The organism is Nostoc sp. NMS7 (genome assembly GCF_017115085.1).
Classification (GTDB): domain Bacteria; phylum Cyanobacteriota; class Cyanobacteriia; order Cyanobacteriales; family Nostocaceae; genus Nostoc.
The window spans coordinates 1-13,397 of the sequence record NZ_JABXKJ010000186.1 but is presented as its reverse complement, the minus strand read 5'-3'; the positions used below and the strand labels follow the sequence as shown (position 1 = coordinate 13,397).

The 13,397-nt window shown below is 43.4% G+C and carries 14 protein-coding genes and 1 pseudogene; 8 read left to right on the top strand and 7 right to left on the bottom strand.

Annotation, left to right across the window (positions count from 1 at the left end; translation table 11 throughout):
- The first annotated feature begins 878 nt into the window (after positions 1–878).
- Positions 879–2,330, top strand: a complete 1,452-nt coding sequence (gene tig / locus HWQ38_RS20845; RefSeq protein WP_292797236.1) for a trigger factor — start codon at positions 879–881, stop codon at positions 2,328–2,330.
- Here the strand turns inward: tig and HWQ38_RS20840 are convergent, their stop codons facing one another.
- Positions 2,331–2,774 carry a hypothetical protein gene (locus tag HWQ38_RS20840; protein WP_292797316.1) on the bottom strand — a complete coding sequence of 148 codons (444 nt, stop codon included), beginning with the start codon at positions 2,772–2,774 and terminating at the stop codon, positions 2,331–2,333.
- Between HWQ38_RS20840 and clpP the strand changes: the two genes are divergently transcribed.
- The 3 genes from clpP (at position 2,659) to HWQ38_RS20825 (ending at position 5,834) form a co-directional block, all read left to right on the top strand.
- Positions 2,659–3,357: an ATP-dependent Clp endopeptidase proteolytic subunit ClpP gene (gene clpP, locus HWQ38_RS20835; protein ID WP_292797235.1), complete on the top strand. Its 699-nt coding sequence runs from the start codon at positions 2,659–2,661 to the stop codon at positions 3,355–3,357. The two genes, HWQ38_RS20840 and clpP, sit on opposite strands and share 116 nt — an antisense overlap.
- A 9-nt stretch (positions 3,358–3,366) precedes the next feature.
- Entirely contained in the window at positions 3,367–4,707 is a 1,341-nt protein-coding gene (gene clpX, locus HWQ38_RS20830; protein WP_292797232.1) for an ATP-dependent protease ATP-binding subunit ClpX, read from the top strand.
- 206 nt (positions 4,708–4,913) lie between these two features.
- A complete protein-coding gene (locus HWQ38_RS20825; protein ID WP_292797229.1) occupies positions 4,914–5,834 on the top strand; it encodes an alpha/beta hydrolase in 921 nt (306 codons plus the stop codon).
- Between the two features lie 14 nt (positions 5,835–5,848).
- On the opposite strand, the gene HWQ38_RS20820 is transcribed toward HWQ38_RS20825, so the two are convergent.
- Both HWQ38_RS20820 and HWQ38_RS20815 read right to left on the bottom strand, forming a co-directional pair.
- Complete coding sequence (locus tag HWQ38_RS20820; protein WP_292797313.1) at positions 5,849–7,048, bottom strand: FAD-dependent oxidoreductase; 1,200 nt, start codon at positions 7,046–7,048, stop codon at positions 5,849–5,851.
- Positions 7,049–7,102: 54 nt separating this feature from the next.
- Complete coding sequence (locus HWQ38_RS20815) at positions 7,103–8,086, bottom strand: GntR family transcriptional regulator (RefSeq protein WP_292797226.1); 984 nt, start codon at positions 8,084–8,086, stop codon at positions 7,103–7,105.
- A 336-nt stretch (positions 8,087–8,422) separates the two neighbouring features.
- On the opposite strand from HWQ38_RS20815, the gene HWQ38_RS20810 reads away from it, so the two are divergent.
- The 4 genes from HWQ38_RS20810 to HWQ38_RS20795 all read left to right on the top strand — a co-directional run bounded on the left by HWQ38_RS20810 (position 8,423) and on the right by HWQ38_RS20795 (position 11,354).
- Positions 8,423–9,163, top strand: a complete 741-nt coding sequence (locus HWQ38_RS20810) for a dienelactone hydrolase family protein (RefSeq protein WP_292797224.1) — start codon at positions 8,423–8,425, stop codon at positions 9,161–9,163.
- Positions 9,164–9,419: 256 nt separating this feature from the next.
- Complete coding sequence (locus tag HWQ38_RS20805; protein ID WP_292797222.1) at positions 9,420–10,322, top strand: S1 RNA-binding domain-containing protein; 903 nt, start codon at positions 9,420–9,422, stop codon at positions 10,320–10,322.
- 577 nt (positions 10,323–10,899) lie between these two features.
- On the top strand, positions 10,900–11,142 hold the full coding sequence (locus HWQ38_RS20800) for a DUF433 domain-containing protein (protein ID WP_292797220.1): 243 nt from the start codon (positions 10,900–10,902) through the stop codon (positions 11,140–11,142).
- The gene (locus HWQ38_RS20795; RefSeq protein WP_292797218.1) at positions 11,139–11,354 is read left to right on the top strand and encodes a hypothetical protein; all 216 of its coding nucleotides are present in this window, start codon (positions 11,139–11,141) and stop codon (positions 11,352–11,354) included. Before HWQ38_RS20800 ends, HWQ38_RS20795 begins: the two co-directional genes overlap by 4 nt.
- 77 nt (positions 11,355–11,431) lie before the next feature.
- Here HWQ38_RS20795 and HWQ38_RS20790 read toward each other — a convergent pair whose 3' ends face one another.
- The 4 genes and pseudogenes from HWQ38_RS20790 to HWQ38_RS20775 form a co-directional block, all read right to left on the bottom strand.
- Positions 11,432–11,803, bottom strand: coding sequence for a type II toxin-antitoxin system PemK/MazF family toxin (locus HWQ38_RS20790; protein ID WP_292797216.1), 372 nt, complete (start codon positions 11,801–11,803; stop codon positions 11,432–11,434).
- Positions 11,803–12,024: a hypothetical protein gene (locus HWQ38_RS20785; RefSeq protein ID WP_292797214.1), complete on the bottom strand. Its 222-nt coding sequence runs from the start codon at positions 12,022–12,024 to the stop codon at positions 11,803–11,805. The genes HWQ38_RS20790 and HWQ38_RS20785 overlap by 1 nt, the downstream gene beginning before the upstream one ends.
- A 434-nt stretch (positions 12,025–12,458) precedes the next feature.
- A pseudogene (locus tag HWQ38_RS20780) lies at positions 12,459–12,902 on the bottom strand (DUF29 domain-containing protein).
- Positions 12,903–12,933: 31 nt separating this feature from the next.
- Positions 12,934–13,191 (bottom strand): BrnA antitoxin family protein, encoded by a 258-nt coding sequence (locus tag HWQ38_RS20775; RefSeq protein WP_292797211.1) that lies wholly within the window; start codon positions 13,189–13,191, stop codon positions 12,934–12,936.
- Positions 13,192–13,397: the final 206 nt, after the last annotated feature.

The window sequence follows — 13,397 nt, the reverse complement described above, 5'->3', positions numbered from 1 at the left end:
CTGGGAACAATTGACAATTTACTTATATTTAAATAGCGATCACAATCTGGAAATACATTTTGAATAGATTTATATTTTCTCTAATTTAGTCTATCTCTATATATCTAATACATTTATTTTATTGGCTATTTATTAAGTTAAGTGATGTTGCATTCTCCAACGGCTATCCAATTTAACCATCGATTTTAACTATATATTATTATACAATAAACCGCCATTTAGCAGAAAAATTCAGATATCTGCACTTAAACGTTTAATATGCATCACACCTGTAAGGTAACAAACCTCTTGGCTGCAAAGTTGCTTACCAATATGATCAATATACTAGGAGCGAAATGCATAAAACCAGCAGAAGATAAAACTGAGCTAGACGGCTAGGCAACAGATGCGCTCTCGTACAACAACTTAATAATAGCTAGACTTAACACTATCACTTTAAGTTGGGGCTACTAACCACTCGCTGATAACCAGGATATCACAGCGTTAGCTCACTGAATAATTAATTCCTGAGTTCAGGGGGAGTGGGCAGTAGGGAGACGAAGGAAGAAAGAATACCAATGCCCAATACTTCTCTACGAGAGGCTGCACTTCGGCAAGGCTCAGTGACCACGCCAACGGCTTCTCTACCAGACGCTGTTCGCGTTCGCTCAGTACAAGTGCCCAATGCCCATTAACTAAATTGTTATGAAGGTAAAATGTCAAGTCCTTGGTGATTGGCAGTAAACTGGATCTTTGCCCCAAGACAAACATCCATCCTTGGATGTGATCAGACCTTTTGGCATCCCATTCCCTTAAGAGACATCAAGCCATAAACGCGAGCAATTATTGCGTCTTGTGTGTACTCGGAGTATAAAATATCAGAAAACTAGAGACGAAGCATGAAAGTCACCCAGGAAAAACTTCCCGCCAGCCAAATTGGCCTGGAAATAGAGATTACACCGGAAATTACCAAGCAAACTTACGAAAAGGTAATTAAAAACTTAGCGAGTACTGCCAATATTCCTGGGTTTCGTAAAGGCAAGGTGCCTCGACCGATATTACTACAAAGGTTGGGTACAACTCGAATCAAGGCAGCAGCGCTGGAAGAACTAATTCAAGATGGCATTGAGCAAGCAGTCAAACAAGAAGCAATTACAGCAATCGGTCAGCCGCAATTGCGCTCCTCGTTTGAGGATTTGATTAAGAATTATGAACCTGGAAAACCTCTGACGATTTCGGCGGCTGTGGATGTAGAACCAGAAGTGAATCTAGTGCAGTACACTGATTTACAAGCGAAAGCTGAAGAAGTCAATTACGATCCAGAGCGAGTGGAGAGCACGCTAGAGAAGGAACGTACAGAATTAGCAACATTGATTCCTGTGGAAGGACGTGCAGCCCAAATCGGCGATATCGCCGTAGTCGATTTTAAAGGTGTATTCTCCAAAATTGAGAGCGAAGAGGAAACAGCCGAACCAGAACCGATTCCGGGAGCCGAAGCAACTGATTTTCAAGTTGAGTTGCAGGAAGATAAGTTTATTCCAGGGTTTATTTTAGGAATAGTCGGGATGAATCCTGAAGAAACCAAAGAAATTGCGGCGCAGTTCCCAGATCCGTATGCTAATGAAGATTTAGCTGGAAAAGGGGCAACTTTCACAGTAACGCTCAAAGAACTGAAGGAAAAGGAGCTACCAGAGGTAAATGACGATTTCGCACAAGAAATCAGCGATTTTGAAACTTTAGAGGAGTTACGCGCTTCTTTGGTAGAGCGATATCAAAAAGAGGCGGACGAGAAAACAAAAACAAATAAGCAGGAAGCTTTGTTAACGGAACTGCTCAACCACGTAGAAGTTGACTTACCAGCAACATTGATTGACCAAGAAGTGGATGCGATGTTAACGCAAACAGCAATGCGCCTGTCTCAACAGGGATTGGATGTGAGGAATTTGTTTACTCAAGATATTATTGCTCAGTTGCGGGAGCGATCGCGCACTGAGGCAATTGAACGCATCAAACGCTCGTTATCCTTACGGGAAATCGGGAAACGCGAATCTATCCAGGTAACACCAGAAGAAATCGCAGCCAGAGTCACAGAGCTTTTGCAGCAATACCCGGAGGAAAAAGAGGTTGATGAAGATAGACTGCGCTCCATCGTGGAAAACGAACTATTAACCGAAAAAATCATTGATTGGCTCTTAGAACACTCCTCAGTTGAACTTGTACCCGAAGGCTCGTTGAGTGGCACAGAGGAAACAGAAGCCGTAGAATCAGATGTTGATGCTGATGCTGATGCTGATGCACCTCAGACTGAGCCAGAAAACAGCGAAGCTTCCACAGAAGTCACAGAAGGATAATCAAAAATCCCACAGCCATGAGTTCACCAGTTCTGAGTTAAAGTACTGGTGAAATGGGTAAGGTAAAGAAGATGAGGGAGCAGGAGGAGATGAAACACTGCCTCTTGACTTTTGAGAATTCCGGGATGAAGCCAGAATAATTAAAGAATTGATGAATTTTCCGCAAATAGTCACACCTGTTATTACCTGGGCTTGATACTGTGTTAGACGAGAGGAAATTATATGAGGCATAATGGTTAATACGTAGCTTACAAAAATCTCATTCGTCGAAAAGGCAGCATAATGCTGCTGAAACATTTGTCCTAAATTATCGTCAAAGAAAGCTTGTATGCTTCTATCGCAGTCGGGAAATAACCCCATCAGCAACTTAAGTCGAATCAAGATTAACTCCCAGTTAAGCAGCCCTAGCAACATCGTGCCGATGGTGATAGAACAATCTGGCATGGGAGAAAGGGCTTTCGACATCTACTCCCGCCTGCTGCGAGAGCGGATTATCTTTTTGGGAACACCAATAGACGATGCCGTAGCCAACTCAATTGTGGCTCAGTTGTTATTCCTAGATGCCGAAGACTCAGAAAAGGACATCCAACTGTATGTTAATTCTCCTGGCGGCTCGGTCTACGCAGGGATGGCAATCTATGATACAATACAGCAAATTCGCCCTGATGTTGTTACCATCTGTTTTGGATTAGCCGCGAGCATGGGGGCATTTTTGTTGACAGCAGGAGCTGCAGGTAAGCGAATGTCTCTGCCCGACTCCCGGATTATGATTCACCAACCACTTGGTGGCGCTCAAGGTCAAGCCATTGATATTGAAATTCAAGCCAGAGAAATTCTTTACATTAAGGCTAAGTTGAATCAGTTAATGGCTCATCATACTGGTCAACCCTTAGAAAGAATTGAAGCAGATACTGAGCGCGACTTTTTTATGTCGGCAGATGAAGCGAAGAATTACGGTTTGATTGATCAGGTCATTTCCAGGCAAAATCTTCCCACAGCAGGGGAAAACGTCACCATTCTGAAATAAGAGGCTGGTATGTCTAAGTACGACTCCCATTTAAAGTGTTCATTCTGTGGCAAGTCTCAAGAGCAGGTGCGTAAATTAATCGCAGGGCCGGGAGTCTACATCTGCGATGAATGCGTTGACTTGTGTAATGAAATACTAGACGAGGAGTTACTCGATACCAATGGTGCGGCAGCACAACCAGCACCAAGAGTAGAAGCACCTGAAAAACGGCGTACTCGCTCTTCTAGTATTTCGTTTAATCAAATACCCAAGCCAAGAGAGATCAAAAAGTATTTAGACGAACACGTTATTGGTCAAGACGAAGCCAAGAAAGTGCTGTCAGTGGCTGTTTACAATCACTACAAGCGGCTGGCGGTAATTCAGTCTAAAGCTAGTGGCAAACCTGGGGCGGATGATGCAATAGAACTGCAAAAATCCAACATTTTGTTAATTGGCCCGACTGGTTGCGGCAAAACTCTCTTAGCGCAAACCCTAGCAAAAATCTTGGATGTACCTTTTGCCGTCGCTGATGCTACGACGCTGACGGAAGCAGGGTATGTGGGAGAAGATGTAGAAAATATCTTGCTGCGACTGTTGCAGGTGGCAGATTTGGATATAGAGGAGGCACAACGGGGAATTATTTATATTGACGAAATTGATAAAATTGCGCGTAAGAGCGAGAACACCTCAATTACCCGCGATGTTTCTGGCGAAGGTGTGCAGCAAGCTTTGCTGAAAATGTTGGAGGGAACGATCGCCAATGTACCACCCCAAGGAGGGCGGAAACATCCTTATCAAGATTGCATCCAGATTGATACAAGTAATATCTTGTTCGTCTGTGGTGGTGCCTTCGTCGGCTTAGAAAAGATTGTAGATCAGAGAGTTGGCAAAAAAGCAATCGGTTTTGTGCAACCGGGAGAAGGACAATCGAAGGAGAAACGAGCCGCAGACACTCTTCGCAGTCTAGAACCGGATGATTTAGTAAAATTTGGCATGATTCCAGAATTTATTGGGCGCGTGCCAATGGTAGCAGTAGTAGATCCGCTAGATGAAGAAACACTGATGGCGATTCTCACCCAACCACGCAGCGCCTTAGTGAAGCAGTACCAAAAGCTGCTGAAGATGGATAATGTCCAGTTAGATTTTAAACCAGATGCTTTGCGAGCGATCGCTCAAGAAGCCTACCGCCGTAAAACTGGTGCTAGAGCATTACGTGGTATTGTCGAAGAACTGATGCTGGATGTAATGTATGAGTTACCATCCCGTAAGGATGTGACACGCTGTACAGTAACACGGGAAATGGTCGAGAAGCGATCGACTGCCGAACTAATAATACATCCATCTTCACTACCGAAACCCGAATCAGCGTAATAGTCATTGCTTATTAGTCATTAGTCATTGGTTATTTGTCAAAAACTAAGGACTAATAACCATGTATCAAGGAAAAATGACTAATGACAACTGACAAAGCACAAAGTCTGAGCGGAGGTTTCCTCCGTTGGCGCAGTCCGCCACAGGTCTTACCCTGAGCCTGCGCCGAAGGGCATCAGAACTTTGTAAGAGAGGACAAATGATAAATGCCTTATATTAATGTTCGTGGCGTTGAGCATTACTACGAATGGGTGAAAAAACCATCTGGTTCTTTGGTAAAACCAGTGATGGTTTTTATGCACGGTTGGGCTGGTTCGGCTAGATATTGGCAAAATATCGCTGATGCTTTATCGGAGCAATTTGATTGTTTACTCTACGATTTGCGGGGATTTGGCCGTTCTCGTGGAAAGCCAACCATCGCTAAAGCAAGTGAAGCTGTTGCCGAGTCAGAGTCTCTTCAGGAAGAATCAGAGGCAATCAGAGAATTAACCTATGAATTAGAGGAATATGCTGATGATTTGGCAACTTTGTTAGATGGGTTGCATATTCAGCGTGTCTATATCCATGCTCACTCAATGGGCGCATCTGTTGCTACTTTATTTTTTAACCGCTATCCCGAACGAGTAGAACGAGGAATTTTAACCTGTAGTGGCATTTTTGAGTATGACGAAAAATCCTTTAACGCCTTTCATAAATTCGGTGGTTATGTAGTAAAATTCCGTCCCAAGTGGTTAAGCAAAATTCCATTTGTTGACCGAATGTTTATGTCACGATTTTTGCATAGTTCCATACCACATTCTGAGCGTCAAGCTTTTTTGCAAGATTTTCTGGAAGCCGATTACGATGCGGCTTTAGGGACAATTTTTACTTCAGTTAGTAAGGCTCAAGCTGAGTTTATGCCGCAAGAGTTTGCCAAGTTGACAGTGCCAACTCTACTTGTGGCGGGGGAATATGACAAGATTATTCCAGCCGAAATGGGGCGTCAAGCAGCAGCACTGAGTAACAAAGTGGAATTTGTGATGATTCCCGACACAGCACATTTCCCAATGTTGGAAGATGCCCCAACTTATCTGCAACGGGTACAAGAGTTTTTGCAAATTAACACGCCAAAACCACAAGTGGGATGATTGATAGCGGTTTTTTAAACAGTTAAGTGTACCTGTGTGATACCTTGACGCATTTCATATTGTCGCTTTAACCAAGACTTTTGAATTGTTTTACGGAGTAAGGGAGCAAGTAGAATCAACAGTGAACGTAGTAGGGCATTTTTTCGCAATTGTTCACCTTGTTTAGCTTCCTCTAACTGGAGTTGCTGGGCGCGGATAATTTCTGGCTCACGTTCCGCTTGGATGTGCGATAGTGCCATGTCAATATCCTGGTGTCCAGCTTCTTTTTGCAACAGTGGCACAAGATGATTAGCAGCGACAATCACATCACGGAATGCTAGATTAATTCCTTGGGCACGGACGGGAGACATTGGGTGTGCAGCGTCACCTAGAAGCAGTACCCCTGGTGCGTGCCATTGTGGACAAGAACCAACCACAACAGAAAGCCGAATGGGGGATTCGATGGTGTTTGCATGATTACGGAAATGCTCTGCTAGCCATGAGGGTGATAGTGAGGCAAAAATCTCTGCCCAGTTAGTTTGTTTCCAGTCTGTATTTTCAGTTGCGGACATCACCCAAGCCAGATGCAGTTTTCCTGACTCTGCTCCGTGAAAGATGCTAAATACGCGATCGCCATTTAAAATTGTACGAAACACATTATCATCTGCAAACTCAGGGCTGGCAGCAAGTTTAAACCAGAGAATATCAATATTTTTGGGCTGGCGTACCAATTCCAATCCTACACGTTGTCGCACAAGGGAATTTCGACCATCTGCCCCAATTACTAGGTCAGCAGCAAATTCTCTCCCATCGCTCAGTACTACACCTGCGACACGTTGATTACTCCACAGCAAATCCTTGACAGGAACACCCTGGATGAATTCAAACCCATCAATGGTTTGAGCTTCCGAAATCAGTGCTTTGAGCAGTGGTGGTTGTGAAACCAGTGTACAGGGTCGGGTTGCCCCCATCGGTTCATCAACTCGAAACAACTGCTTGTCCCCGATAATGAATTCCCACCCGTCAAGTTGCCGATGGGGAATATGCTCTAACAACGCCGATAGACCCATTTGCTCTAAAGCTTCTAAGCCACTGGGCATTAATCCTTCACCGCGAAATACACGATGAAAGTCTTTTGCTGCTTCAATTAACGTTACAGCAATACCACGTTTTACAAGGAGCAGGGCAACGGTTACACCTGTCGGGCCTGCGCCCACAATCACAATCTGCACTATCCCATCCCTCCTGTATCAGTTGCTCTCAAAGATGTTGGTAGAATTATCTTGAGATTAAGTTAAACCCAGTTCTCGTTTTAGCAAGTTAATCGAGTTAGTACCGATATAATTCTCAACCTTAATCAGCTTCGGTGGACGAATAATATCTTCATCGGCTGCTTGCACTGCTGCTTGCACTGCCGCAAAACTGGCTTGGTCACTTATGATTACCTCAGCCCGTTTAACCATTGCTTGAAGTTTATAAGCATCTTTTGGTTGCGAAGTCATCACCAGTAGTTCATCCCCCCGCAGACCGTGAAGGATGACTTCTGCGGCGCGGGCAATCCCGGAACTGAGGCTAACTATGCCTACACAGTTTTCTTTTGGTAGGGTTTTCAATAGGCTGAGTTCTTTGCTGTAGTCGTAGATATCTAGAGGAATTACCCGTGCAGCTTTCGGAGCTGCGATCGCTTCCACATTACTGATAAAATACCGACTTGTGACTACTGTCGCTGAGGTAGTTTTATCTAGCGCAGCTGTTAATTCATCCATTGCTACCAACTGGACTGGTATTTTCAGAGCTAGTTCTAATTCATACACCATCAACTCACCAGCACCCATGTCATAAGATGGAACTGCAACCAGTACTCGCGCACTACAACGCAAGCGCCAGTCAATTTCCGCTAAAAATAGCTCTCTGGATTGATTCAGTGAACATCCTTGTGAGAGCAAATCATCAAGTGCTTTCTGGACAACTTGATAAGCATTAGGATTTTTTTTGAGAATTGGTGATTGCAGCCTACTACCGCCCTCATGACCTTGGGGACGAACATAAATTCCTGAACCAGCCATACTTTCAACAAATCCATCTTCCTCCAGTTGACGGTAAACTTTGCTAATGGTATTACGGTGTAATCCCGTTTGCATTGCTAGCGCTCGTGTACTTGGCAATTTGTAAGCAGGGGGATATTGCCGGGAAGCGATCGCAAACCGGATTTGATTAAACAGCTGGGTTGATGCGGGAATTTCGCTGTCTGGCTGAATACGGAATTGAATCATCAGCAAACCTCCTGAATACTAAGTGGGGAGTGGGCAGTGGGCAGTGGTGATTGGGCTTGCCGTGAGCGTAGCCGAATGGGAGTATTAAGTGTTGCTTTCCTACTCAGCACGGGCTAAATGCCCCGCTACCAGCACTTTTAACTCAGCACTATTTTGGTGTCCAGCGGCATTTATTACATATAAAAAATTTTATTTACATATAAAGTTTTTCTGGTAAAAATTTTTAATGCGCTGATTATTGGTAATTGATAATTTAATTGGAAAAAACGTGGACATACTGGCATAGTTATATCAAATAAACACACGGCTAATCACATAGCACTGGTAATAATTATTATGACAGAGCAAGCAATAATTACCACAACGGTTAATCTTTTGCAAGATAATGTTCAAGTGTCTGCAAATCTTGCAGAGCCAAAAGAATCTGGATCTTATCCAGGAGTGGTGGTATTACAAGAGATTTTTGGTGTCAATGTTCACATTCGGGAAGTTACAGAACGGATTGCCAAACTTGGATATGTAGCGATTGCACCTGCACTTTTTGACCGTGTTGCTCCTGGTTTTGAAACCGGATACACACCCGAAGATATTGAAACGGGGAGAAGCTACGCTATGCAAACTCAAGCATCAGAGTTATTGAGCGATATTCAATTAGCAATTGACTACCTGAAAAATCTGCCTCAAGTGAAAAAAGATGGTTTTGGCTGTATTGGCTTCTGCTTTGGCGGTCACGTCGCATATCTTGCAGCCACCTTGCCAGATATTAAAGCTACGGCTTCCTTCTACGGTGCTGGAATTACCACCCGCACACCCGGAGGTGGCGCTCCTACTCTCAGCCGCACCAGCGAAATAAGGGGTAGTCTCTATGCCTTTTTTGGTAAAGAAGATGCTAGCATCCCAGCCGAACAAGTAGATGAGATTGAAGCAGAGTTAGAAAAATATAAAATTCCTCATCGTCTGTTTCGCTACGATGGAGCTGGTCACGGATTTTTCTGTGACCTTCGTGCCAGTTATAATCCTAAAGCTGCGGCTGATGCTTGGGAGCAAGTGAAACAACTCTTTAGTCAACTGAACTGAAGCATACACAGCCAAGTTCGTTTTTTGTCATTTGTTATTAGTAATAACCACAACGCCGTGTATAACTTTTACTCAAATTTAACCCTTCAGCCCTCTTCCATCAGAGGGAATGAAGAAAATTCTCACCTTTCTCCTAAAAGGAGAGAGGTGAGAATATTAAGTTGCACATCGCCTAACTACAGATAAATGACAAAGGACAAATAACAATCTAAACTCCAGTGGCATCAGATCAAATAACAATTAATCTTCAAAAGTCATGAATTCCGAATCGAAACTTTCTCAAACAGCCAATTCGTCGTTTACGATGGACGATTTTGCCAAAGCACTAGAAATACACGATTACCAGTTCCAAAAGGGACAGGTTGTACATGGCAAAGTGTTCCAACTTGATCACGATGGAGCCTATGTCGATATTGGTGGCAAGTCGTCAGCTTTTCTGCCGCGCGATGAGGCTTCTTTGAGAGCAGTTACCGATTTATCGGAGGTGCTGCCATTGCAAGAGGATCTGGAGTTTTTGATTATCCGAGATCAGGATGCAGAAGGTCAAGTCACCCTTTCTCGAAAGCAGTTGGAAATTCAGCAAATCTGGCAACGACTGACCGAAATGCAGGAAAATGCTCAAACTGTGCAAGTACGGGTTATGGGTGTGAATAAAGGTGGTGTTACTGTCGATATTCTTTCTTTGCGGGGATTTATTCCGCGATCGCACCTGGCCGAGCGTGATAATTTAGAAGCACTCAAAGGTCAAAATCTAACTGTGGGTTTTTTGGAAATTAATCGCAACACCAACAAACTCATCCTTTCCCAGCGTTTAGCAACTCGTTCTAGCAACTTCAGTTTGTTAGAAATAGGTCAGTTGGTCGAAGGCAAAGTTACTGGTATCAAACCTTTTGGTGTATTTGTCGATTTAAGTGGGATGGGCGCTTTACTTCATATCAAGCAGGTAAGCCAAAAGTTCATTGAATCTTTAGAAAAGGTATTTAAAGTTGGTCAGTCAATTAAAGCTGTAATTATTGACTTGGATGAGAGTAAAGGGCGGGTTGCTCTTTCTACCAGAGTTTTGGAAAACTTCCCTGGCGAAGTGCTAGAGAATTTTGATGAAGTGATGGCTTCGGCTGAAGCGCGTGCCAATAGAGCTAATAACAAAACATCTGAATAGTTTTGAGATGGGCTTGATTAATAATCCAAGTTGTGGGTTATTTTATAATTCCCCCTGCATCTACAAAGATGTGGGGGGATTTGATATTGGGAAAACTTTTTATAAACTCCTTTCTCGCCTCTAAATGTGGGTAAAATAAGAAGTTTAGTCAGCTTCAGATGACTTTCGCTATGAGCCGCAGAATTTATTCTGAGGCGGACGTGTGGGCAATGCCAACATTCTGCAATGATGCAAATACGTGAGTCTAGAATCTCACATTTGAACCCATCACCCGCCATAGGTTAGAAACCTACGGCTAATAGCGAAAGTCCTCTCAAGAGGACTAAACAATAATTTATTTCACTTTATGACTTGCTTACCCCGAAATTTTTAACCTGGATTTTGCTATCAGATCAAAAGCTAATTGCTATTAGCCCCCAGTGCCAGGTATCGGATCTCTGAAATGTTGATAAAATCGTAGACATCGCTTATCCGTTGCATTGAAGTTTTTGTTGGAGATCAGGGCAAGCACGGAATTAGTGCGATCCCTAACTGTAGGATAGAGTTAGATAAAAATATCTGATATTAAAATACTTGCATGAACCCAAGGGCTGATTTGTTGACTCGCATTACTCAAACTCCTGGTCAGTGTGGTGGTCGTCCTTGTATTCGAGGTATGAGAATTCCTGTGAGTGACATTTTTGAAATGTTGGCTGAGAATGTCAGTGTTTCTGATATTTTAGAGGATTTTCCCGATCTCGAACTTGAAGATATCCAAGCTTGTCTGATATTTGCAGCACGGCAAGGAGAAGCAATTGTAGAAATTAGCAGTAGTTCATGAGTAAATTAGCAGGTAGAGAACCACACCACACAGTGTCTTCTTGCCAGATAACTGCTTTAATTTTCATCGCTAATCATCTCTACAAGATTGCGACTAATATTTTAGCGTCAAGCCGAGTGCGTCACCGAATAGCCCGCACTTCTCTACGAGACGCTGCCGGCAAGCTCAGTGACCATCGTAGACATCGCTTGTCCATTGCATTGAAGTTTTAGCTTCCCACAGATGCGATGCCTGCGGCTTGCCGCTAAAAGCATCTACGCACAAATAGTTGCTAAAAATACATAGATTTCTATGAAGCAGATGATGCCTGCGATGATGGTTTAGAATCATCTAACTCAGTCAGAGCTATCTTGACACACGCACGAACACCTTTCCAATCAACTTCTGACAAGTGACCAATCAAAACCAAATTAGCTGAGGGTGGTAAGGTGACAATAAAACTTTTGAAAACAGACGCAACCCGCAAACCTGCTGCTGCCCAATCCTGAAGTGTGTAATCAGTAATTCCAAGGCCAGTTGTCTGAGTAGTGATCAATCCAATGATCACATCAAGACGAGTTGCGTGATAAGTAGCAGATGACAGAACTACAGCAGGACGACGCTTAATACCAGTGACACCGGGAAAATCAACTGTGACTATATCACCGGGATTGAAGGTCACTAAACTGTCTCCTCGCTTTCAGGGAAAATTGAAGTTGCGTACTCTAAGGAGAAGGATGCTAAATCAAGCTGATCTTGTTCAGTCCAGGTATCACTTTGGTCGATGATAGATAAGTTTTGCTCGACTAGCTCATTTAGAATCAGGGTTGCCAAGCGTAGCCGTTCAGTCGGTGACAAGTTACAAACAACTTGGCTGTATATCTCTTGGGCAGTATTTGACATAATAAACCCTCCTGTTGCTTATCGTAACAGTTGCGATGCCTGCGGTAAGCCGTGCTGGGTTTCCTTATTTCAAATCAATTTACAGTGATGTGCGCTTGTCCATTGCATTGAAGTTTTAGCCTTCCACAGGCGCGATCGCTCTCCCAAAACTTTCTAAAAAAGCTTGCCAACGCAGGCTTTTTTCGTGTAGTGCAAGGCTTCCAAGCTAAAGGCGCTTTGAGAAAATAGCGATCGCAGCTACGTACTTAATGAGGCGGTAGCCGCTTATCTAAAAATGTATCAGTGGCAAATCGAGGAGATTCAAAAAGGAATTTCTGAAGCGGATTCTGAAGACTTTGCTAGTGAAGAAGTAAAAGCGACTTTTGCAAGACTCACCAATACATATTAACTGGCTGCGTTGTGCGCTTCATACCACACAGTTACAATTACAGTTATCAAATATCGCTTGCTTCTGGTAGCCAGTCTTCATCCAAGACTAACTCTAAAGAATATGGGCACTCTTCTGGAAACACAGAAATTAGCATCTCTGTTTGCTTGGCTGCTTGGCGACGCGCCCTTTGATAACTTTCCTAAAGTTGCTCTGTAGGATAGCTTTTAAGACTAGGACTATCTTCTATGGCTAACTCAATTTGGGTGCGAGAATCGGTGATCGAATCGAGCCAACTATCTGAGCGACGCTGGGGTTGATATTGCCACTTGAGCAGATGCAACAGCAAGCGAATGAGTTGACTGGCAATAGCCCGACGTTCACTTTTGCCCAAGCCTTCAACCTCTTCAATCAGATATTCTACATCAACTTCTTGCCAGCGATGCGATCGCAATAGTTGGGCTGTCTCTTCAATCCACAAATTAAAATCTGCTGTATAAGTTGCGCTCATAGCCGCATAGTTTAGATAAACCAAAATATCCTCATTTTACGATGCGCTCAAGTTCCTCTCGCAATACTCGCCGTAATGTCTCTTCTAACGGTTCACGGCACTGCTGAATATACTCACGCAAAGCATCGTTAATCAAAGTTTGGTAATTTCCCCCACCTGCTGCGTGAACTTGGTCACGAAACCATGCTAGTACTTCATCATCTAGGCGAATTGTAATTCTAATTTTACCTGTTGGTGTTGGTTCAATTGCTCCCCGCTTACCCTGACTAAAATCATACTCAGTTTCCATAGTTTCTAAATCTAATACAGTGTCAAAACTCCCAAATTTGGATTTTTGTCAAACAATAACTTCACGTTTGCATTGTCAGCATTTGCCCTTCTCGATCAGCCGCATAACTTAGGCAAGCCAAAATATCCTCTTGTGTCAAATAAGGAAAGTCCAGGACTTACGCATTGACAAGTAGAACGAAAAATGCATAAAGCAATGTAGAACAA

Excerpts from the sequence above, each read along its gene's own strand:
- HWQ38_RS20815 (WP_292797226.1), bottom strand. The coding sequence starts at position 8,086 with ATGATTCAATTCCGTATTCAGCCAGACAGCGAAATTCCCGCATCAACC.
- HWQ38_RS20800 (WP_292797220.1), top strand. The coding sequence starts at position 10,900 with ATGAACCCAAGGGCTGATTTGTTGACTCGCATTACTCAAACTCCTGGT.
- HWQ38_RS20840 (WP_292797316.1), bottom strand. The coding sequence starts at position 2,774 with ATGCCAGATTGTTCTATCACCATCGGCACGATGTTGCTAGGGCTGCTT.
- clpP (WP_292797235.1), top strand. The coding sequence starts at position 2,659 with ATGCTTCTATCGCAGTCGGGAAATAACCCCATCAGCAACTTAAGTCGA.
- HWQ38_RS20785 (WP_292797214.1), bottom strand. The coding sequence starts at position 12,024 with ATGTCAAATACTGCCCAAGAGATATACAGCCAAGTTGTTTGTAACTTG.
- HWQ38_RS20825 (WP_292797229.1), top strand. The coding sequence starts at position 4,914 with ATGCCTTATATTAATGTTCGTGGCGTTGAGCATTACTACGAATGGGTG.
- HWQ38_RS20775 (WP_292797211.1), bottom strand. The coding sequence starts at position 13,191 with ATGGAAACTGAGTATGATTTTAGTCAGGGTAAGCGGGGAGCAATTGAA.
- tig (WP_292797236.1), top strand. The coding sequence starts at position 879 with ATGAAAGTCACCCAGGAAAAACTTCCCGCCAGCCAAATTGGCCTGGAA.
- HWQ38_RS20810 (WP_292797224.1), top strand. The coding sequence starts at position 8,423 with ATGACAGAGCAAGCAATAATTACCACAACGGTTAATCTTTTGCAAGAT.
- clpX (WP_292797232.1), top strand. The coding sequence starts at position 3,367 with ATGTCTAAGTACGACTCCCATTTAAAGTGTTCATTCTGTGGCAAGTCT.
- HWQ38_RS20795 (WP_292797218.1), top strand. The coding sequence starts at position 11,139 with ATGAGTAAATTAGCAGGTAGAGAACCACACCACACAGTGTCTTCTTGC.
- HWQ38_RS20805 (WP_292797222.1), top strand. The coding sequence starts at position 9,420 with ATGAATTCCGAATCGAAACTTTCTCAAACAGCCAATTCGTCGTTTACG.